This is a genomic window from Magnetospira sp. QH-2 (assembly GCF_000968135.1).
GTDB lineage: Bacteria > Pseudomonadota > Alphaproteobacteria > Rhodospirillales > Magnetospiraceae > Magnetospira.
Genome location: NZ_FO538765.1, coordinates 3,076,724 through 3,097,787 on the forward strand (window position 1 = coordinate 3,076,724; position 21,064 = coordinate 3,097,787).

Sequence of the window (21,064 nt, forward strand, 5' to 3'; positions counted from 1 at the left end):
CATGGAGCGCGCATTCCTGGAAGCTGAAAAAGCCGCATCCCGGGGCGAGGTCCCGGTGGGCGCGGTTATCGTTGATGGGGAAAGCGGGAATATCCTGGCCGCGGAGGGCAATCGCACCGAGGAACGGAACGACCCCACCGCCCATGCGGAACTCCTGGCCATTCGTGCCGCCGCCGCCACCCGGGGCGAGCCCCGACTGCCCGATTGCGATCTCTATGTGACCCTGGAACCCTGTGCCATGTGTGCCACGGCGATCTCTTTCGCCCGCATCCGACGGCTCTATTTCGCCGCCTATGACCCCAAGGGCGGTGGCGTCGAACATGGCCCGCGTCTGTTCCAGCAGCCCACCTGCCACCATCGGCCGGATGTCTATGGCGGGCTGGAGGAACGGCGCGCGGCGACCCTTCTCAAGGCCTTCTTCGCAGCGCGCCGCGAGTCGTAATCTCCGGCCAATTGGTGTATAATCAGTCCGGCGGTCAAGATGACTCAAGGCCGCCAGTGTGAACGCAACGAGGCCGACCGCTTGGTCGGGGGAGGGTTGCGTGGACGCGAACAAGGAATGGGCCAATACCCGTCTGAAACTCGCCCATCACCGGGTGATGGCCCGAGCGCTGAAGGCCCGACCGGGTTACTTGGACGAAGCCCGCAACGTTTTGCACGCCTGGACAAAATGCAGCTTTCGCCCGGCCTTTGTGGATACCTGGAAACGGCTTTTGGATTCGCCACTGCATTGCATCCGCCGCGAGATCGTGCTCGACAACCCCCATGCCGACTGGCTACGGGGCAGTTCGCCCTTCTCTCTCATCCCCTCGCAACCGCTCAATTGCAATCAGGTGCGCCGGCTGTGGCGGATCGCCGCCTCGCGCGCCATTCGCATTCTTGAGCCGGAGGAATACCCACTATTCGCCGCACACCTGAAGAATCTGGATAGCGCGGATCGCGTGAGGCGATTTTGGAATGATCGATCCGATTACTGGATTGACAGCTACACGGCCTCCCTGGGGGAAAAGGATGCGGTTATCGGTCATTTCAACGAAGCAGTGGCGTTGGACGGCGCAGCCCATGTGGGACTCATCGACAAAGATGCGGAACGCATGGTGGAAATAGGCATCAGTGTCTTGGAAAGCGCCCGGCATCATGGCATCGCCCACCACCTGATGGAGCGGGCCATCCTTTGGGCACGCAACCATCAGGCCACCAGTCTGCACGCGGTCTGCATGACCTCCAACCGGAGCATGATCCATCTGGCCCGGGATCACGACATGGAGATCTTCCGCGAGGAGGATAGCCTGGAAGGCCTGCTGCACATGCCACCGGGCAATGCGGAAACCCGCTCGCTGGAAATCCTCGAAAACCAGTTCGGCGATTGGGACTATTGGAACAAGGCACACAAAACCGCCTACGCCCTCGCCGTCGGGCCACCACCGGTGCTCACCGACGGGGAGCAGGCCTCCCGTCTCGACCAATTGGCCGCCCAGGGCCGTACCGACCTGCTGGCCTCCTATGTAATCATCATGCGCTACATGCTGACCCACGCCGGTCTCACTGACGCGGCCCATATGCAGTCCCTGGCCAAGCTGCGCGAACGGCTGGAGCCCAAGGTCGCCCACGACAGTCACCTGCTGTCCTTCGTCCGCGCCCTGCCTGGCACGACCTTGCACTAGCGCTTGCCGGGCTCAACCGGACAGCGTTCGAATCCGCTCCCTCGGTATCGCTTTATAGGATATCCTAAAGACCCGCAAAGCGAACCCAGACAGGCAATAGACGGTGACAGGCACGATCAACTTCCTGACAGACATTGCGATCCTGCTCGCCGCGGCGGTTGTCGCGGTTCCGGTTTTTCAGCACCTGCGCATGGGAGCGGTTTCGGGCTTCATCCTCGCCGGTGTGCTGGTTGGGCCTCATGGCCTCAAACTGATCAACAATGTCACGGAAATTGGCCATCTTTCTGAGTTGGGCGTGGTGCTGCTGCTGTTCATCATCGGCATCGAGCTCAACCCCAACCGCCTTTGGATGATGCGGCGCTTGTTATTCGGATTGGGCACCTTGCAGTTCGTCTGCACGAGTTTGGTTTTCGTGGCCTTGGCCCATTTCCTGTTCGGCATTCCGATTCGAACCGCCGCTTTGGTCGGGCCCGCACTGGCCCTCTCTTCAACCGCCTTCGTACTGCAATTGCTGACCGAGCGCCGCATGCTCACCTCCAAACAAGGCCGCGCCTCCATCGCCATCTTGCTGCTTCAGGATCTGGCCGTGGTGCCGCTGTTGGCCTTGGTTTCCCTTTTGATGGCGCCGGAACTCTCCCTAACAGCCGATATCGCCCTGGCCCTTGGCGAGGCGGTGCTGATCATTGGTTTGGTGGTTCTCATTGGCCGTCTGTTTCTCCATTCCCTACTCCATCTTGTCGCCAAATCCCACAGCCCGGAGGTCTTTACGGCCTTTGCCCTGTTGATCGTTCTGGCCACGTCGCTGGTCATGGAACATATCGGCCTCTCCATGGCCATGGGCGCCTTCCTGGCCGGACTGTTGATCGCGGATTCGGCCTTCCGGCATCAGATCGTCGCCGAAACGCAGCCCTTCCGGGGTCTGTTCCTGGGATTATTCTTCATGTCCATGGGCATGACTCTCGACCTGACGGAGCTGCTGGGCAATCCCATGGGCGCCCTTGGCCTTGTTATTGGTCTGATGGTTCTAAAAACGCTAATAATCTGGCCCCTGGGACTACTGTTCGGCCTTGGCGGAAAGAGCGCTCTTTCTGTGGCAATGATCCTGTCTCAGAGCGGCGAGTTTGCATTGGTGGTCTTCACGGCCGCATTTGCCGCCGGGCTTCTGCCCACCCATTTATTCCAGGTGCTGCTGCTCATGGCCATGCTGAGCATGCTGATCACGCCTTTGATGGCCAAGTTCGCTGACGGACTGAGAAAGTCGGAGACCGGACCGGCCCCCTTGGCACCGGATCCCGAAACCGTGAGCGATCCCGTTTCAAAATCGGTGGTGATCATTGGCTTCGGCCGCATGGGCCACCGTATCGGCCAGTTGTTGGCCGCCGCCGAGGTCCCTTTCGTCGCCATGGATAAGGATCCGTCGGTTATCGCGAAAGGCCACGCCCTGGGTCAGCCGGTCTTCTACGGCGATGCCGAGCAAACCATGGTACTGCGAACGCTGGGCCTCGATCAGGCGCGCACCGCCATTGTCGCCTTGGATGATCGACAGGTGGCCGAACGGCTGGTGACCACGTTGCGGCAGAACTTCCCTGACCTGACCATTCTCGCCCGCGGCCACAATGCGGAACGCTGCCGCAAACTCCGTCAACTGGGCGCCAATGTGGCCGTGTCGGAAACCTTGGAAACCAGCATCGAACTGGCCCGCATCACGCTGACCCACGAAAAACGCTCAACGGACGAGATCGGCTCCTTGGTGGAGGCGTTCCGACGCCTTCAAAGTTAGGCATCGGTGAGGGAGCTTGACGCCGCGGGCGGCCACCGGAGGCCATCACAATGGGTCATATTAAACGCGAAAGGCAGGCTGCTGAAAAAGTGTTGTCCTACGGCCCGCCTCGCCCTTCGACAAGCTCAGGGTGAGGCTAACATGTTGAAAATTCAAAGGCCCTCATGCTGGGCTTGTCGAACCATGTGTCGCCACGCGCTCGAAATCGGACTTTTTCAGCAGCCTGTTAAGCCGCCTTGCCCGGCGCGCCTCCCTTGCCCCGCTGCGGATTGCGGCGACGCGGGCGGCGCTTGGCCGGTTGCTGCGGGCGGCTCTTGGTCTTGCCGGGCTTGCTGGCGATTTCGGGGGTGTGAAAGGGATGATCCTCGAATACCGGCACATTCTTGCGGATGGTTTTTTCAATGTCGCGCAGATAGGCTCGTTCGTCGTGATCGCAGAATGAAATGGCGACCCCGTCGGCGCCGGCCCGGGCGGTGCGGCCGATGCGGTGCACATAGCTTTCCGGCTCGTTGGGCAGGTCGAAATTGATCACATGGGTGACCCCGTCCACATCAATGCCACGGGCGGCGATATCGGTGGCCACCAGGGCTCGGATCTGCCCGGAGCGAAAGGATTTGAGGGCCCGGAGGCGGGCATTCTGCGCCTTGTTGCCGTGGATGGCGTCGGCATGGACCCCTTCCCGGTTCAGGTGCTTGGTCACCCGGTCGGCACCATGCTTGGTGCGGGTAAAGACCAGCACACGCTTGATATCGGGATCATTGAGCAGCTCACTGAGCAAGGCTCTCTTCTTGTCCTTGGGCACAAACAGCACCCGTTGCACCACCCGCTCGGCGGTAGTGGCGGTCGGGGCCACCTCCACATGCACCGGATGCACCAAAAGGCTGTCGGCCAGTCCCTGCACCGTTTTGGGCATGGTGGCCGAGAACAGCACCGTCTGACGCTTCTTGGGCAGAAGGGCAGAGATCTTCCGCACGTCGCGGATAAAGCCCATGTCGAGCATGCGGTCGGCCTCGTCGAGGATGAACACTTCCACTTGATCAAGCTTCACATGACGCTGATTCATCAGATCAAGCAGCCGCCCGGGGGTGGCCACCAGGGCATGCACGCCGTTGTTCATGGCCTGAATCTGCGGCCGGATGGAGGTACCACCGAACACCACCGTCGAGCGCAGATTCAAATGCGCGCCATAGGTCCGCAGGCTCTCACCGATCTGCCCGGCCAGTTCGCGGGTCGGTGCCAGGATCAAGGCCCGGGGATGATTGCGTTGCGGCTTGTGGTGGTTTTTGGCCAAATGGTTCAATAATGGCAAGGAGAAGGCCGCGGTCTTGCCGGTACCGGTCTGGGCGACGCCCAACAAGTCGTGGCCTTCGAGCAACGAAGGGATGGCCATGCTTTGAATGGGCGTGGCGGAAACATAGCCTTCGTCAGCCACGGCGCGCAAAATGGGCTGCGCCAGGGCGAGGCTGGAAAAATCAGTCATAAATCGTCTTTCTTTCTCGATCGAATACGTCAAAAAACCCGCCGTTCCTTCAAGGACCGGTGGGAGTGCATGCATCATGCAAGCGTGGTCGACACGGCGCGCCAGGAGCGCTAACCGGCCTCACGAAACGCCCACATCTATCGGAAAGATTGGAGGTCGACCGTCGATCTCATGGTCGAGGCGCGGTCGAAACAGGGACCGCGAAGGGAGTGTCGCTTACCGTGATAAATGGTCTTGGGCTGGTCGAAGTCAAGGGAATTCAATCAATGAAGCACTTTGCCCCCCTCTCCAGCCGCCAGCACTCCGTCACCGACGGTCAGGTCCAGATCCCACTCGGCACCGACGGCGGTCTCCACCAAAAGATGGCATAGGGCATGCAGCAGGCGCTCGTCCAGATTGAGGTTAATGGCCTTGCGGCTGCGGGTTTTCAGGGTCAGGGTGATAACTCCGTCGGTTTCGGTGGGCTTCACACCGGCCCCCACCAGCATCGGCACGCGCTTGGGCAGATCCGAGTTCTCCTGGCGCGGGGTCGCAAAGTCGCTTTGCTGCAGGGCGTCGTGATGGCGCATGGACATCATGGCCTGGCGGGCATCTTCGTTGACCACCCGCTTCAGGTCGGGAAAGATCTCCATACCCTTGAGCAGTACGCCCCAAAGGCCACGGGCAAACCGGCGGGTGATCCAGAACCGCATGTCCGGTCCGTTATCGACAATCAGGATCAACTGTGCCCGATCTTCCAACGGCACGTAGGACATGGAAATCTGCGACAGGGCCCCACTGGCTTGCCGCTTGGGCTCCGGCGCGGTTTTCTCGGTCATGGCCTCAAGACCGTTTGAGCGCCCGCCAGCCGATATCCCGGCGGCAGAACCCTTCGGGCCAATCAATCTTGTCGACCGCGGCATAGGCGGTCTTTTGGGCCTCGGCCACATCCTTGCCAATGGCCGTTACACCAAGCACGCGCCCACCCACGGCAACAACCTTGTCGCCATCGGCCTGGGTCCCGGCATGGAACACGGTCACTGCGTCATCCGCTCCGGCCTCGTCCAGGCCACGGATCTCCGAGCCCTTGTCATAGGCCCCTGGATAGCCCTTGGCGGCCATCACAACGACCATGGCCGTCTCATCCCGCCATTGCAGATCCAGGTCGCTCAGCCGCTCCTCGGCGCAAGCCAACAGCATCTCCAGGGCGTTTGATTGCAGCCGCATCATCATGGGCTGGCATTCCGGGTCGCCAAAACGGACATTATATTCGAGCAGCTTGGGGACGCCGCCTTCGATCATCAGACCGGCGAACAGAACCCCCTTATAGGGCATGCCTTCGGCAACCATGCCATCCACTGTCGGCTGGATGATGGTGCGCATCACCTGTTCCTGGATCTCGGGGGTCATCACCGGCGCCGGGGTATAGGCGCCCATACCGCCGGTGTTGGGGCCCTCGTCGCCATCATAGGCCGCCTTGTGGTCCTGGGCCGATACCAAGGGCAGTGCCGTCTTGCCATCTACCAAGGCAAAGAAGCTGACTTCCTCGCCGGTGAGGAATTCCTCCACCACCACACTGTCGCCGGCCTCACCAAAGGAGCGTTCGCTCAGAATATGGTCGATGCCGGCGAAGGCTTCGTTGAGATTGCGGCACAGGATGACTCCCTTACCCGCCGCCAACCCGTCGGCTTTGATGACGATGGGGGCACCCTGAGCACGGATGTACTCCTTGGCTCCATCGCATTCGTCAAAACTCTCGAATTTCGCTGTCGGAATGTCGTACTTGGCGCAGAGGTCCTTCATGAAGGCCTTGGAGCCTTCGATGCGGGCCGCCGCCGCGCTGGGGCCAAAGGCGGTGATCCCGGCTTTTTCCAATTTGTCGGCCAGTCCCGCTACCAATGGCGCTTCCGGGCCAATGACCACGAAGTCGATCTTGTTCTTCTTGGCAAAGGAAACCACACCGGCCACGTCGTCCGACGCCACATCCACACATTCGGCCACGGCGGCAATTCCAGCGTTGCCAGGCGCGCAGAACAGCTGTTCGCATTTGGGTGATTGGGCGATGGCCCAGCACAGGGCGTGCTCGCGCCCCCCCGATCCGACGACCAGAACCTTCATGGTGGGTTTTTCTCCTCGTTATTGCGATGCCCCATTCCCGCATGTTACGGAATTCCCCATGATGGACAATGAAGAAATAGGCGGCAACCTTCCGGTCTTTAGTGTCGGCGAGCTATCGAGCGCCCTGAAACGCACGGTGGAAGACGCTTTCGCCCTGGTTCGGGTGCGTGGAGAAATCTCCGGATTCAAGCGCGCCGCCTCGGGACACCTCTATATGGCCCTCAAGGACGAGGACGCGGTGATGGACGCGGTCTGTTGGCGCGGCACCGCTTCCCGCCTGGGTTTGCAGCCCGAAGACGGCATGGAAGTGATCGCCACCGGACGCCTGACCACCTATCCCGGCCGGTCCAAATATCAGATCGTCATCGAGTCGCTGGAATTGGCGGGCGAAGGGGCGCTGCTCAAACTGTTGGAGGACCGGCGGCGAAAGCTGGCCGCCGAAGGCCTGTTCGACCAAGACGCCAAGGAGGAACCCCCTTTCCTGCCCCGACGCATCGGTATTGTCACCTCGCCCACCGGCGCGGTCCTCCGCGATATCCTGCATCGGCTTTCCGACCGCTTTCCCTGCCCGGTTTCCCTCTGGCCGGTGGTGGTGCAGGGCGATGCCGCCGCCGAACAGGTGGCCGCCGCCATTGAAGGCTTCAACAGGCTGGTGGAAGATGGCGACCCGCCGCGCCCGGACGTGATTATCGTCGCCCGGGGCGGCGGATCATTGGAAGACCTGATGGCCTTCAACGAGGAAGTGGTGGTCAGGGCCGCCGCCGCCTCGGATATCCCGCTGATTTCCGCCGTCGGCCATGAGACCGATACCACCTTGATCGATTTCGCCGCCGACCTGCGCGCGCCCACTCCCACCGCCGCCGCCGAACTGGCGGTCCCGGTACGCGGCGAGTTGCTGGCCCAGGTGCTCGACGACGGCGCCCGGTTGGTTGCCGCCATGACCCGCCTGCTCGATAGCCAAGAAAGCAAGCTCGAAGGTTTGGCCCGGGGATTGATCGATCCCCGGCGGCGGCTGGATGACCTGGCCCAACGGTTGGATGACCGGGCCGAACGGCTGGACCAGGGCCTGGCCACCTGGCTCGACCGCAAGCAGGCCAGCCTGGCCCAATGGGCCGCCCGGCTGCCCGATCCCCGCCCCCGCCTGACCGAGTCCGAAGCCCGGCTGAAAGCCGAAGGCCGGGCATTGGACGCGGTGGGACGCAACTTGTTGCGGGAGCCGGAAACCTGGCTCACCCATCTGGGCAAATTGCTCGACAGCTATTCCTATCAAAAGGTTTTGGAACGGGGCTTCACCCTGGTGCGGGATGAACATGGCAAGCCATTGACCTCAATCTCCGGCATCGCCTCCGGGCAAGCCCTGACCGTCACCTTCCAAGATGGCGATCTGGCCGCCGTTGCCACCGGCGGACCGCCGCCGAAGAAACCCAAGCGTAAATCCAAGAAATCCGTGGATCAGGGGGACCTATTCTAATGCGCCTCTGGGTTCTGATGGTATTTGTCTTCCTGGTCTTTGGCCCCCCCGCCGGGGCTGAAACCGTCTTTAATGGGACCTTTTCCCAGGGTGGTCTGGTCATCGGTCAGGCACCTCCCGGCTCTCGGGTTTCGCAGGATGGTCGAACGGTGCGGGTGGCGGCGGATGGCACCTTTCTGCTGGCATATGGACGAGACGCCAAGCCGGAAAGCCGGATCGAGATCATCGGTCGAGACGGCGGCAAGTCGGTGCGCCAATTCCATGTGGCGGCCCGGGACTGGAAAATCCAGGCTATTGATGGATTGCCATCAAAGAAGGTCACGCCACCGAAAATGGACTGGGACCGCATCAAGGCCGAAGGCGCCTTGATCAAGCAAGTACGCAAGATCGACGGCGCGGAGCCCATGTTCACCTCGGGATTTCAATGGCCGGTAGCCGGACCGATCAGTGGAGTCTTCGGCAGCCAGAGAATTTTGAACGGAAAGCCGAAAAACCCTCACAATGGGGTCGATATCGCCGCCCCACGCGGCACGCCCATCGGCGCCTGCGCCGATGGGGTGGTGGCTTTGGTGCATGACGACATGTTCTATACGGGCAAGACGGTGATGCTGGACCACGGCCATGGCCTGACCAGCGTCTATATCCACATGGACAGCCTGCTGGTCACCGAAGGCCAACGCCTGACCAAGGGCCAGATCCTGGGTACGGTCGGCAGTACCGGGCGCGCCACCGGGCCGCATCTGCATTGGGGGGTCAGCCTGTTCGCCACCCATGTGGATCCGCAGTTGCTGGTCGGCGAAATGCCCTAATTTTTGGGCCAGCGGTTGTGCAGCCAAAGCCATTGACCGGGCCGTTCCCGGATCCAGCTTTCCAGCAAGGCGTTGACCCGGGTCATAAACTCGGCCACGTCGGCGGACCGGTTTCCCGTATGGTTGATTTCCATGGGCGGAAAAAAGGTGCAGCGGAATCGCGCGCCGCCAATCCGTTCCGTGCGGCTGGGAATAACCGGGCAATTGTACTTCAGCGCCAATTCCGCAAGGGCAGGAGCGGTCATGGCGTCACGGCCAAAAAAAGGAACCGCGATGCCGTCATTCATTTTCTGATCCACCAACATACCCACATGGCGCCCGTCGCGGAGAGCCTTCAATAGTATCCGCGCGCCCTTTGGGCCCTTGGGTATGAGCTGGCCGCCGATCGGCGCCCGGCCTTTTTGGTATAACCAGTCCATATGGGGATTATTCGCCGCCCGATAGACAACATCAATGACGATCCCGCGCTGCGCAGCGACAATGGAAATGACCTCCCAATTGGCCAAGTGGCCGGAAAAGAACAGGCCTTCGCGGCTATCATCGCGCATCAGGTCCAGGTTTTCGCTGCCCACCACCTCGATCCGTCCGTCGGCCTCTGGACCAAAGATCCTCAGCCGGTCGAGATGCGGGTGCTCGGCGACCGTCCGCCCCAAATTCTCCCACATTTCCCGCAAAGTGGCTTCTCTCTCGTTCTCACTCATTTGCGGGAAGGCCGCGCCTATGTTGTTCCGAGCCCTGCGGGTCACGGGAAGTTTCGGTCCCAGCCAAGCGGCAAGTCGGCCAAGCACCGCCGATGAAATATCAACCGGGATCCATCGCAATCCATGCCACAGCAGCCAAACCACGACGGCTTCCAAGGGTTGCACAAAATGGGTCTTCAGGCTCACGGTAATTGGTCTCCAAGCCCTGTGGTCAGCCAATCGTCGAGGGCGGATTGGTTTTCCCAACTCAGGTCCACTTCCACTACCTGAACCCGGCTCCGCCACGTCGGAGACAATCGCACATGATCCTTGGCCGTGGTCATCATCACCGCGCCTTCGCGTTCCGCCAGATCACACAGATCATGGATCTCGCTGTCCTTATAGGGGTGATGATCGGCGAAGGCCCGCGATTCCACAATCCGGCACCCCAGATCACGCAGCGTATCAAAGAATTTATCCGGACGACCGATTCCCGCGAAGGCGACGACACTGAGACCATCCAATTCATCCATGGGTTCGCGGGGTCGATAATGACCATGAAACAACGGAAGGGGCGTCACTTGCTCGGCGATACCCCTTGAGTCTCCGCCGATCAGCACAACACCTTGGGCCCTGGCTAAACCATCGGCGGGCATCTCTCGCAGGGGCCCGGCCGGAAACACCCGGCCATTGCCGAACCCGCTACCACCATCCACGACGATCAACGACAGGTCCTTATGGAGAGACGGGTTTTGAAAGCCATCATCCATGATCAGCAGATCGGCGCCCGCCGTCATGGCTGCCCGGGCTCCGGCGGGCCGGTCGACGGAAACCCAGGTGGGAGCCGCACGGGCCAACAATAGCGGTTCGTCGCCCACATCCGCGGCTGAATGGCGCTCGGGGTCAACCCGCAACGGCCCCTTTTCTCGACCACCATAGCCCCGCGAGAGGATCTGCGGGTGATAGCCAAGCGCTGTAAGGCGGCGGGATAGGGACAGCGCCACGGGCGTCTTTCCGGCCCCACCCAGGGTCAGATTTCCAATACAGATGACGGGTACCGAAGCCTTGAAGGGGGTCGTCGAAGCCAACCGGCGTTGACCCGCCTTACGGTAAAGAGCCGACAGCGGCATCAGGAGCAAGGACCCCAGGCTGTCGCCGGGCCGGGTCCAAAAATCAGGAGGCCGCATGCCCGTTCTCCCCCAACGCCTCCAAAACAGGCGTCAATCGATGCATGATGTCGGGAAGGACCGATGCCTTGCCTTGCGCTTCCCGCCGCGCGGCCTCACCGATCTCCGCAACTCTGTTCGAATCGCCCAGGAGGCGACCTATGGTTTCGGCCAACATCACCTCGTCATCCACCGACAGACATCCGCCGGTCGCTATCAGGTCCTCGGTCACCGTCACGAAGTTACCCATGTGGGGGCCGACCACGATGGCACAGCCCAGCCGCGCGGGCTCCAACGGGTTCTGACCACCGCGACCAATCAACGACTTGCCGATAAACACCAATGGACATAGCCGGAAGAATAGCCCCAGTTCACCCATGGTATCAGCCATGTATATCTGCGTCTCTGGTCCTGGCTTCTCCCCCAGGGACCGCCGCGCCACCCTTAGACCATTGGCGGTCAAGTCGTTCGCCGCGTCCGCCCCCCTCTCCGGATGGCGCGGCACCACCACCGTCAGCACCTCCGGGTATTGGTTGGCCAAAGCCTGGTGGCAGCGGCCCACCGCCGCCTCTTCGCCCGGATGGGTACTGGCCGCCAGCCAAAGGGGTCGATCAGCCACACTTCGACGAAGATCGTCGAGGGCGGCTTGGTCCACAGGCAGCGGCGGAGACGCGTATTTCAGGTTGCCATCGCAATGGGCTTCCTTGGCCCCCAGAACCCGCAACCGCTCGGCATCCAATTCGGATTGCCCGAGACAAAGGCTGAACCCGCCGAGCAATTGGGCGATACTGCGTGGGAAGCGTTGCCACCGTTCGAATGACCGGTCGGAGATACGACCATTGATCAAAACCATAGGCACGCCGCGCCTTTCCGCCTGATCCACCAGATTGGGCCAAAACTCGGACTCAGCCCATAGGGCCAAATCCGGGCGCCAGTGCTCAATGAACCGCGCCACCCAACGGGGACGATCCACCGGGACATAGTGGTGGAAGGCGCGATCCGGTAGTCGATCACCCAGCAAGCGAGCCGAGGTCACCGTCCCGGTGGTCACCATGACCGACAGATCGGGTTTTGCCTCCAACAAGGCCGAAATCAACGGCAGCACCGAGAGGGATTCCCCCACCGAAGCCGCGTGAATCCATACCAACGGTCCCTCGGGACGGGCGCGGCCCGGATGCCCCAATCGTTCCTTGAAGCGGGCGGCATCTTCTTTGCCCCGCGCCCGGCGGCGGATCAGGTGCCAATAGATGGCCGGCCCCATGAAACGGGTCGCCCAGCGATAGACGGTCAGCATCATGCCGCCACCTCCGCCGGTCGGACCGGCTCTCGTCCGCACAAACGATCGGCCTCCTCTGTCAGGGCATTGAGGCTATCTTCCACCTGTTTGCGACAGGTCTCCAACTCACTCTCGTCGGCGTCTTTGGCCACATCGATGGGCTCTCCCCATAAGATCACCCCCCGGGTGAAAAAGCGCGGCAGCAAAAATCGGTCCCAGCTCTTCAGAGTCTTACCCCGACGCACCGAGTAGCTTACCGGGATGACCGGCGACCCGCTCAACCGGGCGGCCTGCACCACACCGATGCTGGCCCGCATTCGGGGTCCACGGGGGCCATCGGGGGTGAAACAGACATACCCTCCGTCCTTGAGAATAGCGAGAATCGACCGCAGGGCCGATGCACCACCGCGCGAACTGGAGCCAGACACGGTCTGGATGCCCAGATGGCTGATCACCCTGGAAATCAATAGCCCGTCACGATGCCGCGAAATGAGCATATGGGCTTGATTTGCGTGGCGCCAGGCAAAGGGCATCATCAGCAGGCGGCCGTGCCAGAAGCAGCCGATGAAGGGTTTGCCCTGAGCATGTAAGCGCTCGCCGATCTCCTCGCCGCGAATCTCCCAGCGGCCGCTGGCATGCAACAGCTTGATGACCCCCGCCCCGAACCAACAGAGGACCCGCTGGACCCGATCATTCTTGAGCATCCGTTTGAGCGGCCTCACGGTGTGTCATCTCCGACAACCTCGGGATCTGTTTCGACCACGGCTTCCTCGCGCTCGTCAAACTGCAGCGCATAGAGCCGGGCATAGATTCCGTCCGCGGCCAGCAATTGGTCATGTGTGCCGGATTCCACCACCCGGCCCCGGTCGACCACATGGATCAAATCAGCCTGCACGACAGTGGACAGGCGATGGGCGATAACCAATGTGGTCCGATCCTTCATGAGCTCATCCAGGGCGGCTTGGACCTGGCGTTCGGATTCCGTATCCAGCGCCGACGTGGCTTCGTCCAGCAACAGGATCGGGGCATTCTTGAGCATGGCGCGGGCGATGGCCAAGCGTTGCCGCTGCCCGCCCGACAGCTTTACCCCTTGCTCGCCGACCATGGTGTCGTAGCCTTGTGGCAGCTTGAGGATAAAGTCGTGTGCCGCGGCGTGACTTGCGGCGAGTTGGATGTCTTCTTCCGAGGCGCCGAAGCGGCCATAGGCGATATTGGCGCGCACCGTATCATCGAACAGGGTGATTTCCTGGCTGACCAGGGCCATGGCCCCGCGCAGGGACGTGAAGGTCACATCCTTGATATCCTGGCCGTCGATGACCACCCGACCACTATTGAGATCATAAAACCTGGGAATCAGGTTAAGCACCGTCGACTTACCCGCGCCGGACGGTCCGACCAGTGCCACCGTTGATCCAGCCGGCACCTCAAGGGATAGGCCGTCCAGGGCATTGTTTTCACCATCATAGCTGAACCGGACCTTTTCCAAGGAGACAGAGCCGCCCGCGACATCCAAGTCCTTGGCGTCCACCGCCTCGACCAGATCCGATGGATTGTCCAGCAACTGGAACATGCGCTGCGCCCCGGCCAGACCCTCTTGCAACGAGGCATTCAGATTGGCTAGCCGCTTCATGGGCTCATAGGCCATCAACAACGCAGCAATGAAGGCGATCAAGGCACCCGAGCGCATATCCTCGTGGATCACCCGATTGCCCGCATAAGCGATCACCGCCGCCACCGCCAGCCCGCCCAGAGTCTCCATGATGGGGCTGGAAAAGGCCCGGGTACTGGCGGCCTTGACCGCCAGGGCATAGATGCGGTCCGTTAAGGTCACCACCCGTTCCGTCTCGTAGTCTTCCATGCCATAGGCCTTAACCACGCGGATGCCCTGGAAGCTTTGTTCCAAGGTCGTGGTCAAAAGGCCCATCTCCTGCTGGTTGTTGGCCGTGACCTTGCGCATGCGCTTGCCCAACCGGGCGATGGGATAGATGGCGGTGGGAAAGGCCACCAGCGCAATCAACGACAATTGCCAGTCTTCGTAAAACATCACCCCAACCAGCGCGATTAAGGTCAACAAATCCTTGCCCAGGGCGGTCAGTCCGTTGGATACCGCGACCCGCATCTGGGCGATATCGACGGTGAAACGCGAAACCAGCGTGCCGGTCGGATTGGCATGGAAAAACGTCAGATCCATTCGAGCCAGATGACGGAAAAGACGGTTCTGATTATCGGCGATGATGCGCAGCCCGACGCGCGACATCAACAAAGTCTGCATATAGTTGGCACCGCCTTTGACAACAAAGGTCGCCAGGATCGCCGCCACCAGCGGCCAAACCAGGTCATGACGCTTCTCGTCAAAGATATAAGTAATAACCGGATCCAACAGGTAGGCCGTGAGGCCCGTGCTGGCCGCCACCACGGCCATGAACAAAAGTGCCCAGAATATCCACCATTTATAAGGTGCGACATTTTCACGCAGCAACCGCCCCAGCAAGACGGATGTGGCGTTGGGGTCTTTGGTTCGAGCACTGCTTTCGGGTTCGGACAAGGAACGGTTTTCTCTACTGGCGAAACGGTGGCGGACCATAGCATGACCACCCGCCCGGTCAAACGGATCGCTGCCCTCCTATCTGTGACTGCACGGCAACACTTCGTGATATTTTTGCAGAAACCCCCAACTGGCGGTCGCTTTGTACGATACCCATATCTACACTGTGGTCACTTGTGGCAGGGATTGCCTGGGTCGTGTGATCGCGCCCCGGCGTTGAACCTGTTTGAAAACGGGACGAATGCGGGAAGGAAGACCATGGTCGGAACAAGATTATGCCATACCCCCTCACGGGCGCCGCTTGCGCGCCGGATCGGGTATCCGGGCCTCAATCAGGGCCTTGTGCTGTTCCTTCTTGTGGCCTTTGTCGCCGCAGTTGCCGCCCCCACGGCCAGTTGGGCTCAAACAGCGGCAAAAGAAGCCGTGATCGGCGTGGTTAAGCTGGTTAAAGGGCGCGTCGATGCGGCCCGCGCCGGTGATGTCGTCCTATTGAAAAAGGAAGACCCGATCCATCAGGGCGATACGCTGCAAACCGGCATCGGCGGTAAACTGGGTGTGGTGTTCACGGACGGCAGCACCTTCAACATGGACGAAAACTCCATGATGACGATCGACGAAATGGTCTATGACCCGGCGCAAGGTACCGGGCGAATCGCCTTGAACGCGGTACGCGGCCTCTTTGCTTTCGCCTCCGGCGCCATTACACGCAACACCGCCGAAGGCATGACCATTCGCACACCCGTCATGAACATCGGGATCCGAGGCACTGTGAAGAACGTTTCCGCTGCCCCGGTCGGCGAGCTCAACACCGCCGCCGCCCAATCGGGATCGGCGCGTGTGTTCAATACCGCCGATTCCCAGGTGATCAACGCCGGGCAAAAAGCCGAAACCGATTCGCCGACCAATCCAATCACCGTCTCCTCGGTCACGCCTGCCGATCAGCAGCGCTTCCAAGGCGTTCGTGAGGCGAACAAGGAAATTGAAGAATTCGGTGAAACCGGTCAGATCGAGAATCAGCTAAAACAGCAACTCCAAGGCACGCCGGAAGGTGCCGTTCTAGATCGCTTGTTGGCTGAATTGGATCAGTTGGAATCGGCCGGCAAGGCGGTCATGGATGGTGGACCGACAGCGACGCCGGGAGCCAGAGATGCCCTGCAGCAATCCGTCGATCGTGCGGGCGCCGATATGAAGGCCCTTGAGGATTCCGCCGCCGTCCAGAACCTGGTCAATCAAAACCCGGCCGTGGGCACGTACTTGCAGGGACTGCGCTCGGTGATCATCAACAACTCCTTGCTGCTGGCGCCTGGGGATACCGGCGGTGCCGGTCCGGGAGCGCTGCCGCCCTTCCGTCCGGACGGTCAAAGCACCGCCTTGCTGCACGATATGCGTAACATCGCGGGCTACAATCCGACCACTTTGGACCCGACCGGCATCGTGCCGTCCGATGCGGGTGTTGAGTTGCCGTTCTGTGTCTCTCAATCGGGCAGCGGTTATTACTTTGTGATCAATGATGACGGTACCCTGGATGCTGGATCGAGCATTACGGGCAACCATACCTTTGCCTGTTTCGATTTGGGCGGGTCATCCGGTTATTGCTCTTGCAGTTCATCATGCAGCTTTAACCAGACATCCTCGAGTGGCTCCACTGTCGTCACGGGCACCTTCACAACCTCCGTCGGAACGTTCGATGCCAGTGGCCAAATGATTGGTAGCCAAGGCTGCGTCACCGATTGGGAACAGATAAATTAAGGACGGGAGACGCATGACCATGTCTTGCAGTTGCACAATGAAACGTCGTCGCTCCGTTATCGCATCGCTTGTGGCCCTGGGCGCGTTCACTGGCCTCATCGTCTTCGACGCCATTGCCCCTGCTGACGCTGGGGAAATGCGCACCTTGCGGCGTATTTTCTCGCCCCATAAGGGACTTTCTGGTGGGGCCATCACGGCTCCTGGCGATATTACCGATTTCACGGGTATTCCCAAGAACATCGACCGAACCGTGGTTGACAAGGCGGTAAGGGACATGGCGGCCAAATGGAATACGCCCGCTTTCAGCGGAATCCTGTCTCCGACGTTTGCCGGGTTGGGACGGCTCCAGGATTCGCTCAGCCAGCTACCGAACAATGCCCGAATGGAAGTGGTTCGCATCAACGGTCTGCAGCCGATCTCCCGGAACATCACCAAAAGAGATGATGCGGGTACCAAGGTCATGGTTCGCGACCGCGTTGCGGTGGAAGTGGAAATTCGGGTGACCTATACGAACACCGGTGGACTGAAGACCGTCGATGGTACCAATGAGTTCATCATCGACATCAATCAGGGGTATAGTCGATGACGCAGTTACGAAGAATAAACGGAATTTGGGGGGCCGCCGCGGTCCTCGGACTGATCGTCGGCAGCGAAGCCCGGGCAGCCGAGCCGAACTACGCGTGGTATAAAGAAATCTATGAGCCCGGCGATTACCTCTTCAACTACTCGATTTTCGATGACTGGGATATCCACTATGATTCCGGTTTGGCCTATGAGGCCTATCCCCTGTCCGGCAACACCAGCCTCGGGCCCTATCAAGACACCGGCTCTCATGGCTATTACGAATTCAATCTCGTAGGGACGCGGGAATACTCTCCGTTCCACCGCCTGCGGACACAGTTTTCCGGCGTCTATAATCTCAGCGATTATCGGCATCGGGAGTACGGTTTCGTTCCGGAAAGAATTAGTATTCTCAAGGAAAATGGCGAATCCAAGATCCCCAACCGGTTGGAATTGGGAAACTTCTACGGTGAGTTCACCAACCGGACCTTGCAAACCTCCCTGAAGGGCGGCAGTGTCGAATTGCAGCCCACGGAAAGCTGGCGCGGTGAACAGCATTCGGTTCAGCTTTTGGCCGCCAGCGGCGTGACTCGATGGGACCGCGACAATTTCAACGACGACTTTTACTTTGGCGGCTCTTGGCTTGTAGATGCCACTCGCATCGGTGCTAACCAGGCGGACTATGGGACCTGGTCGGTAAACTGGGTCCGCAACCTGCGCCCAAAACAACCGCTTGAAGGGTTTATCAATAATCGCACGCAGGATGTTTTCAGCATCGCCGGAAGCAAGGATTTCACCGGCCCGATGGGACATCAACTCACCTTAGAGGGTGAGATGGCCGCCATGACCGGCGACCATGAGCTCAACAGCGATGACAGCCTTGATCGAGACCAGTTCGGTCAGGGGACATTCTTCCAGCTGACCGGCAGCGCCCCCAATATCCCGTTGGACTATCGGGCTCGTTTTGAAACCAACACCAATGATTTTGCTCCGCTCGGAGCCTCTTCGGTGACCTCTGATTTCAAGGGAACCGAGTTGCATGGTGGATGGCGTTTCGAAAAGGGTGTCCGCATGCGTTTGCGCGATACGCGGTATCGGACAGCGGAAAGCTCTGGCAATCAGACACAGACCATCACGGATGGGGTCACCTTTACCGGCCCGCTGCTCACCTACTTCAAGCCCGAATGGGGGAACGTGACGGGGGCATTGGACCTATATCGCCGTCGGACAGCGGATTCCACTATCGGCACACAAGCCGTGTTGCGCGTGGCTGACTTGAATTTGAACACGCCCCTGCCGCGAGACTGGACCGGGCGCTTCGGATTCAAACTGCAGGACAATCACAACATCATTACTCAATCCACCCTGCTGTCCAAAGAAATCTCGTTGAGCGCCGATCACGCCATGACTTTCCGCAAGTGGTCCGGCACCGTTACGCCGGGACTGATCCTGCGCACCGCCGACGGACAGGACGTGGACAATGACGACTATCAACCCTCTGTGGGCTTCAATTTGACTCGCGGCAATGAAACCCTGAACGCCAATTTCGGCTTCTATTACCAGAACGCCAAGGATAGTGGGGATACGGACACGGTCGATTGGACCTTTAGCGGGGCCTATGCGTACAACATGGGCCCGCACGTGTTTCGTCTGGAAGCCGACTACCTGAATCGGGACATCGACCTTAACGACAATACGGATCAGACCCGGGTGGCCTTTGTCTGGCGCTACAACTACGACAAACCGTCCAAGGCAGCAGAGGAAGCGGCGGCGGCGAGAGCCCTCACCACGGCCCCCCTGAGCGGCACCGGGTCCGATATTCGCGTCGGATCCATTGCCCTGGGCAGCCCGGCGGCCGATGCTTTCAAATTGCTGGCTGACGATGGTTTCGGCTCAGGCGCCTCGCAGTCCGGCGCAAATCTCTATGAGAGCCAGATGATCCCGTCGCTGAGCGAACGCCAACGCCTGGTGGTGCTGCATGAAGGCGGCAAGGTCACCGGCACGGGAGCCATCATCGAGTTTGATGATACCACAAACGTTGCCGGCATGCAGCGCAGCTATGCCCGTGTTCTGGCCGACTTGCTGGCCCTTTATGGGAGCCCGACCGAGATCTACGAGGATGGGTTCTTCATGGCGACCATTGCCACCGACCTGCGGAACGGAACCTTCCGCCGTATCGTCGAATGGCAGCGCGATGGTCAAGTCATCCGGTTCGGCGTCCCGCGCCGCCTGGACAACGACGTCCGCATGGAAATCGTCAATGCGCCGAGTTTCCCGGCCAAGTCTCAGCCGGTCTGGGGCCTGACCAACATCAAGTAATATCCCAAGAAACGCCCTCGATCTGCGGATCGGGGGCGACTTCGGCAACACCGAGGCGGGCCAAAGCGTCCGCCCGTTCGTTTTCGGGGTGTCCGGCATGCCCCTTGACCCAGTGCCAGTCTACTTGATGTCGGGCCATGGCCTGATCCAACCGCTCCCACAGATCCTGGTTCTTCACCGGCTTCTTGGCGGCCGTGCGCCAGCCATTGGCCTTCCAGCCATGAATCCATTTGGTGATGCCATCGCGCACATAGGTGCTGTCGGTAAACAGATCCACCGAGACCGGTCGCTTCAAGGTTTCCAAGGCCTCGATCGCGGCGGTCAGTTCCATGCGGTTGTTGGTGGTCTCGGGCTCGCCGCCATACAATTCCTTTTCGGTACCCTGCCAGCGCAGCACAACCCCCCAGCCGCCTGGCCCGGGGTTCCCGGAACAGGCCCCGTCCGTATAGATTTCCACCCGCTTAGACTCCAAGATCTTTCCTCCACTCATCGGCATGCTTGCGATGAAACAACAGTTTTCGCCAATACTCCTCGGGATCCTTGCGGGTCACCAATAGGCCGTCGTCCTCTTGCCGCCAATCTTGCAAGCGGGTCAGCAGGAAACGCAGGGCGGCGCCCCGTGCCAGCCAGGGCAAGGCCTCCCATTCCCCTGGTTCCAGGGATCGGATCGATTGATAACCCTCTAAAAAGGCTCGTCCCCGTTCCGCTTGCCAGTGGTCTTGATGATCAAAGCACCAGGCATTGAGACAGATGGCGATGTCATAGGCCAGCAAGTCGGTACAGGCGAAATAGAAATCGATCAATCCCGAGATTTGGTCACCAAGGAAAAAGACGTTGTCGGGAAACAGGTCCGCATGGATGAGGCCACGCGGCAAACCGTCCGGCCAATGGGCGGCGCAAAGCGTTGTCTCGTGCTCCAGTTCTCCAAACCATCCAGGACGAACCGCTTCGGCCTGGACCCTGGAGAGCGACAGCATTCCCGGCCAGGCCGCGGGCCCCAAATCATTGGCCCGGGCCAAGGACAGTTCCTGTCCGGCCAAATGCAACCGCGCCAGAGCCTCGCCCACCGCCCGGCAATGGGCATGGGTGATTTCACGGGGCCAGGTCCCCTCAAGATAGGAGACCAGCACCGCTGGTTTGTCTGCCAGGGGCCGAATCACCTTGCCATCATCGCCGACCAGCGGTCGGGGGCACACGATCCCATGCGCGGCCAGACCTTTCATCAAGCGCATGAAAAACGGCAGATCGTTTTCTGACACGCGCTTTTCGAACAAGGTGAGAATCAGCTTTTCCCGCCCGATTTCGAGTAGGAAATTGCTGTTTTCATTGCCTTCCGCGATCCCCTGGCGGGACCGCAAATCACCCACGGAATACCGGGCCAGGAAGGCATGCAGATCACGGTCGGAGGGATCGGTAAAAACGGCCATGGCGATTACCTAACGCCGATCCCTTGCCAGGTCCAGGCTG

At 60.4% G+C, this 21,064-nt stretch carries 18 protein-coding genes; 8 read left to right on the forward strand and 10 right to left on the reverse strand.

Annotated features, from left to right (window positions below):
• Position 1 precedes the first annotated feature (1 nt).
• From MGMAQ_RS14565 to MGMAQ_RS14575, 3 genes are all read left to right on the forward strand, one after another.
• Positions 2-442 (forward strand): nucleoside deaminase, encoded by a 441-nt coding sequence (locus MGMAQ_RS14565; RefSeq protein WP_198409124.1) that lies wholly within the window; start codon positions 2-4, stop codon positions 440-442.
• A gap of 100 nt (positions 443-542) precedes the next feature.
• A complete protein-coding gene (locus MGMAQ_RS14570) occupies positions 543-1,664 on the forward strand; it encodes a GNAT family N-acetyltransferase (RefSeq protein WP_046022118.1) in 1,122 nt (373 codons plus the stop codon).
• A gap of 103 nt (positions 1,665-1,767) precedes the next feature.
• Positions 1,768-3,444, forward strand: coding sequence for a monovalent cation:proton antiporter-2 (CPA2) family protein (locus MGMAQ_RS14575; protein WP_148560979.1), 1,677 nt, complete (start codon positions 1,768-1,770; stop codon positions 3,442-3,444).
• Between the two features lie 226 nt (positions 3,445-3,670).
• On the opposite strand, the gene MGMAQ_RS14580 is transcribed toward MGMAQ_RS14575, so the two are convergent.
• The 3 genes from MGMAQ_RS14580 to purD all read right to left on the reverse strand — a co-directional run bounded on the left by MGMAQ_RS14580 (position 3,671) and on the right by purD (position 7,021).
• Positions 3,671-4,924, reverse strand: coding sequence for a DEAD/DEAH box helicase (locus tag MGMAQ_RS14580; protein WP_046022119.1), 1,254 nt, complete (start codon positions 4,922-4,924; stop codon positions 3,671-3,673).
• 263 nt (positions 4,925-5,187) lie between these two features.
• A complete protein-coding gene (locus MGMAQ_RS14585) occupies positions 5,188-5,742 on the reverse strand; it encodes a hypothetical protein (RefSeq protein ID WP_046022120.1) in 555 nt (184 codons plus the stop codon).
• A gap of 4 nt (positions 5,743-5,746) precedes the next feature.
• A complete protein-coding gene (gene purD / locus MGMAQ_RS14590) occupies positions 5,747-7,021 on the reverse strand; it encodes a phosphoribosylamine--glycine ligase (RefSeq protein WP_046022121.1) in 1,275 nt (424 codons plus the stop codon).
• A 58-nt stretch (positions 7,022-7,079) separates the two neighbouring features.
• On the opposite strand from purD, the gene xseA reads away from it, so the two are divergent.
• Positions 7,080-8,492: an exodeoxyribonuclease VII large subunit gene (xseA, locus tag MGMAQ_RS14595; RefSeq protein ID WP_046022122.1), complete on the forward strand. Its 1,413-nt coding sequence runs from the start codon at positions 7,080-7,082 to the stop codon at positions 8,490-8,492.
• Positions 8,492-9,301, forward strand: a complete 810-nt coding sequence (locus tag MGMAQ_RS14600) for a M23 family metallopeptidase (protein ID WP_052716422.1) — start codon at positions 8,492-8,494, stop codon at positions 9,299-9,301. The genes xseA and MGMAQ_RS14600 overlap by 1 nt, the downstream gene beginning before the upstream one ends.
• On the opposite strand, the gene MGMAQ_RS14605 is transcribed toward MGMAQ_RS14600, so the two are convergent.
• The 5 genes from MGMAQ_RS14605 to MGMAQ_RS14625 are packed head-to-tail and all read right to left on the reverse strand — an operon-like array spanning position 9,298 to position 14,968.
• Positions 9,298-10,188, reverse strand: a complete 891-nt coding sequence (locus MGMAQ_RS14605; protein ID WP_252508638.1) for a lauroyl acyltransferase — start codon at positions 10,186-10,188, stop codon at positions 9,298-9,300. The genes MGMAQ_RS14600 and MGMAQ_RS14605 overlap by 4 nt on opposite strands.
• Positions 10,185-11,168, reverse strand: a complete 984-nt coding sequence (gene lpxK, locus MGMAQ_RS14610; RefSeq protein WP_046022123.1) for a tetraacyldisaccharide 4'-kinase — start codon at positions 11,166-11,168, stop codon at positions 10,185-10,187. The genes MGMAQ_RS14605 and lpxK overlap by 4 nt, the downstream gene beginning before the upstream one ends.
• Positions 11,155-12,444 carry a 3-deoxy-D-manno-octulosonic acid transferase gene (locus tag MGMAQ_RS14615; RefSeq protein WP_046022124.1) on the reverse strand — a complete coding sequence of 430 codons (1,290 nt, stop codon included), beginning with the start codon at positions 12,442-12,444 and terminating at the stop codon, positions 11,155-11,157. Before MGMAQ_RS14615 ends, lpxK begins: the two co-directional genes overlap by 14 nt.
• On the reverse strand, positions 12,441-13,145 hold the full coding sequence (locus MGMAQ_RS14620) for a lysophospholipid acyltransferase family protein (RefSeq protein ID WP_148560980.1): 705 nt from the start codon (positions 13,143-13,145) through the stop codon (positions 12,441-12,443). Before MGMAQ_RS14620 ends, MGMAQ_RS14615 begins: the two co-directional genes overlap by 4 nt.
• Positions 13,142-14,968, reverse strand: coding sequence for an ABC transporter ATP-binding protein (locus tag MGMAQ_RS14625; protein WP_046023374.1), 1,827 nt, complete (start codon positions 14,966-14,968; stop codon positions 13,142-13,144). The genes MGMAQ_RS14620 and MGMAQ_RS14625 overlap by 4 nt, the downstream gene beginning before the upstream one ends.
• 42 nt (positions 14,969-15,010) lie before the next feature.
• On the opposite strand from MGMAQ_RS14625, the gene MGMAQ_RS14630 reads away from it, so the two are divergent.
• The 3 genes from MGMAQ_RS14630 to MGMAQ_RS14640 are packed head-to-tail and all read left to right on the forward strand — an operon-like array spanning position 15,011 to position 19,597.
• Positions 15,011-16,717: a FecR domain-containing protein gene (locus MGMAQ_RS14630; RefSeq protein ID WP_082085462.1), complete on the forward strand. Its 1,707-nt coding sequence runs from the start codon at positions 15,011-15,013 to the stop codon at positions 16,715-16,717.
• A 37-nt stretch (positions 16,718-16,754) separates the two neighbouring features.
• On the forward strand, positions 16,755-17,303 hold the full coding sequence (locus tag MGMAQ_RS14635; protein ID WP_148560981.1) for a hypothetical protein: 549 nt from the start codon (positions 16,755-16,757) through the stop codon (positions 17,301-17,303).
• Positions 17,300-19,597: a hypothetical protein gene (locus MGMAQ_RS14640; protein ID WP_046022128.1), complete on the forward strand. Its 2,298-nt coding sequence runs from the start codon at positions 17,300-17,302 to the stop codon at positions 19,595-19,597. The genes MGMAQ_RS14635 and MGMAQ_RS14640 overlap by 4 nt, the downstream gene beginning before the upstream one ends.
• On the opposite strand, the gene rnhA is transcribed toward MGMAQ_RS14640, so the two are convergent.
• Positions 19,590-20,093: a ribonuclease HI gene (gene rnhA, locus MGMAQ_RS14645; RefSeq protein WP_371258359.1), complete on the reverse strand. Its 504-nt coding sequence runs from the start codon at positions 20,091-20,093 to the stop codon at positions 19,590-19,592. The two genes, MGMAQ_RS14640 and rnhA, sit on opposite strands and share 8 nt — an antisense overlap.
• Complete coding sequence (locus MGMAQ_RS14650) at positions 20,059-21,024, reverse strand: homoserine kinase (protein WP_046022129.1); 966 nt, start codon at positions 21,022-21,024, stop codon at positions 20,059-20,061. The genes rnhA and MGMAQ_RS14650 overlap by 35 nt, the downstream gene beginning before the upstream one ends.
• Positions 21,025-21,064 lie beyond the last annotated feature (40 nt).

Bases quoted from the DNA above. Each gene is read 5' to 3' on its own strand.
- MGMAQ_RS14615 (WP_046022124.1), bottom strand. From the start codon at position 12,444: ATGATGCTGACCGTCTATCGCTGGGCGACCCGTTTCATGGGGCCGGCC.
- xseA (WP_046022122.1), top strand. From the start codon at position 7,080: ATGATGGACAATGAAGAAATAGGCGGCAACCTTCCGGTCTTTAGTGTC.
- MGMAQ_RS14585 (WP_046022120.1), bottom strand. From the start codon at position 5,742: ATGACCGAGAAAACCGCGCCGGAGCCCAAGCGGCAAGCCAGTGGGGCC.
- rnhA (WP_371258359.1), bottom strand. From the start codon at position 20,093: ATGCCGATGAGTGGAGGAAAGATCTTGGAGTCTAAGCGGGTGGAAATC.
- MGMAQ_RS14635 (WP_148560981.1), top strand. From the start codon at position 16,755: ATGAAACGTCGTCGCTCCGTTATCGCATCGCTTGTGGCCCTGGGCGCG.
- MGMAQ_RS14580 (WP_046022119.1), bottom strand. From the start codon at position 4,924: ATGACTGATTTTTCCAGCCTCGCCCTGGCGCAGCCCATTTTGCGCGCC.
- purD (WP_046022121.1), bottom strand. From the start codon at position 7,021: ATGAAGGTTCTGGTCGTCGGATCGGGGGGGCGCGAGCACGCCCTGTGC.
- MGMAQ_RS14630 (WP_082085462.1), top strand. From the start codon at position 15,011: ATGACCACCCGCCCGGTCAAACGGATCGCTGCCCTCCTATCTGTGACT.
- lpxK (WP_046022123.1), bottom strand. From the start codon at position 11,168: ATGCGGCCTCCTGATTTTTGGACCCGGCCCGGCGACAGCCTGGGGTCC.
- MGMAQ_RS14640 (WP_046022128.1), top strand. From the start codon at position 17,300: ATGACGCAGTTACGAAGAATAAACGGAATTTGGGGGGCCGCCGCGGTC.
- MGMAQ_RS14565 (WP_198409124.1), top strand. From the start codon at position 2: ATGGAGCGCGCATTCCTGGAAGCTGAAAAAGCCGCATCCCGGGGCGAG.
- MGMAQ_RS14600 (WP_052716422.1), top strand. From the start codon at position 8,492: ATGCGCCTCTGGGTTCTGATGGTATTTGTCTTCCTGGTCTTTGGCCCC.
- MGMAQ_RS14650 (WP_046022129.1), bottom strand. From the start codon at position 21,024: ATGGCCGTTTTTACCGATCCCTCCGACCGTGATCTGCATGCCTTCCTG.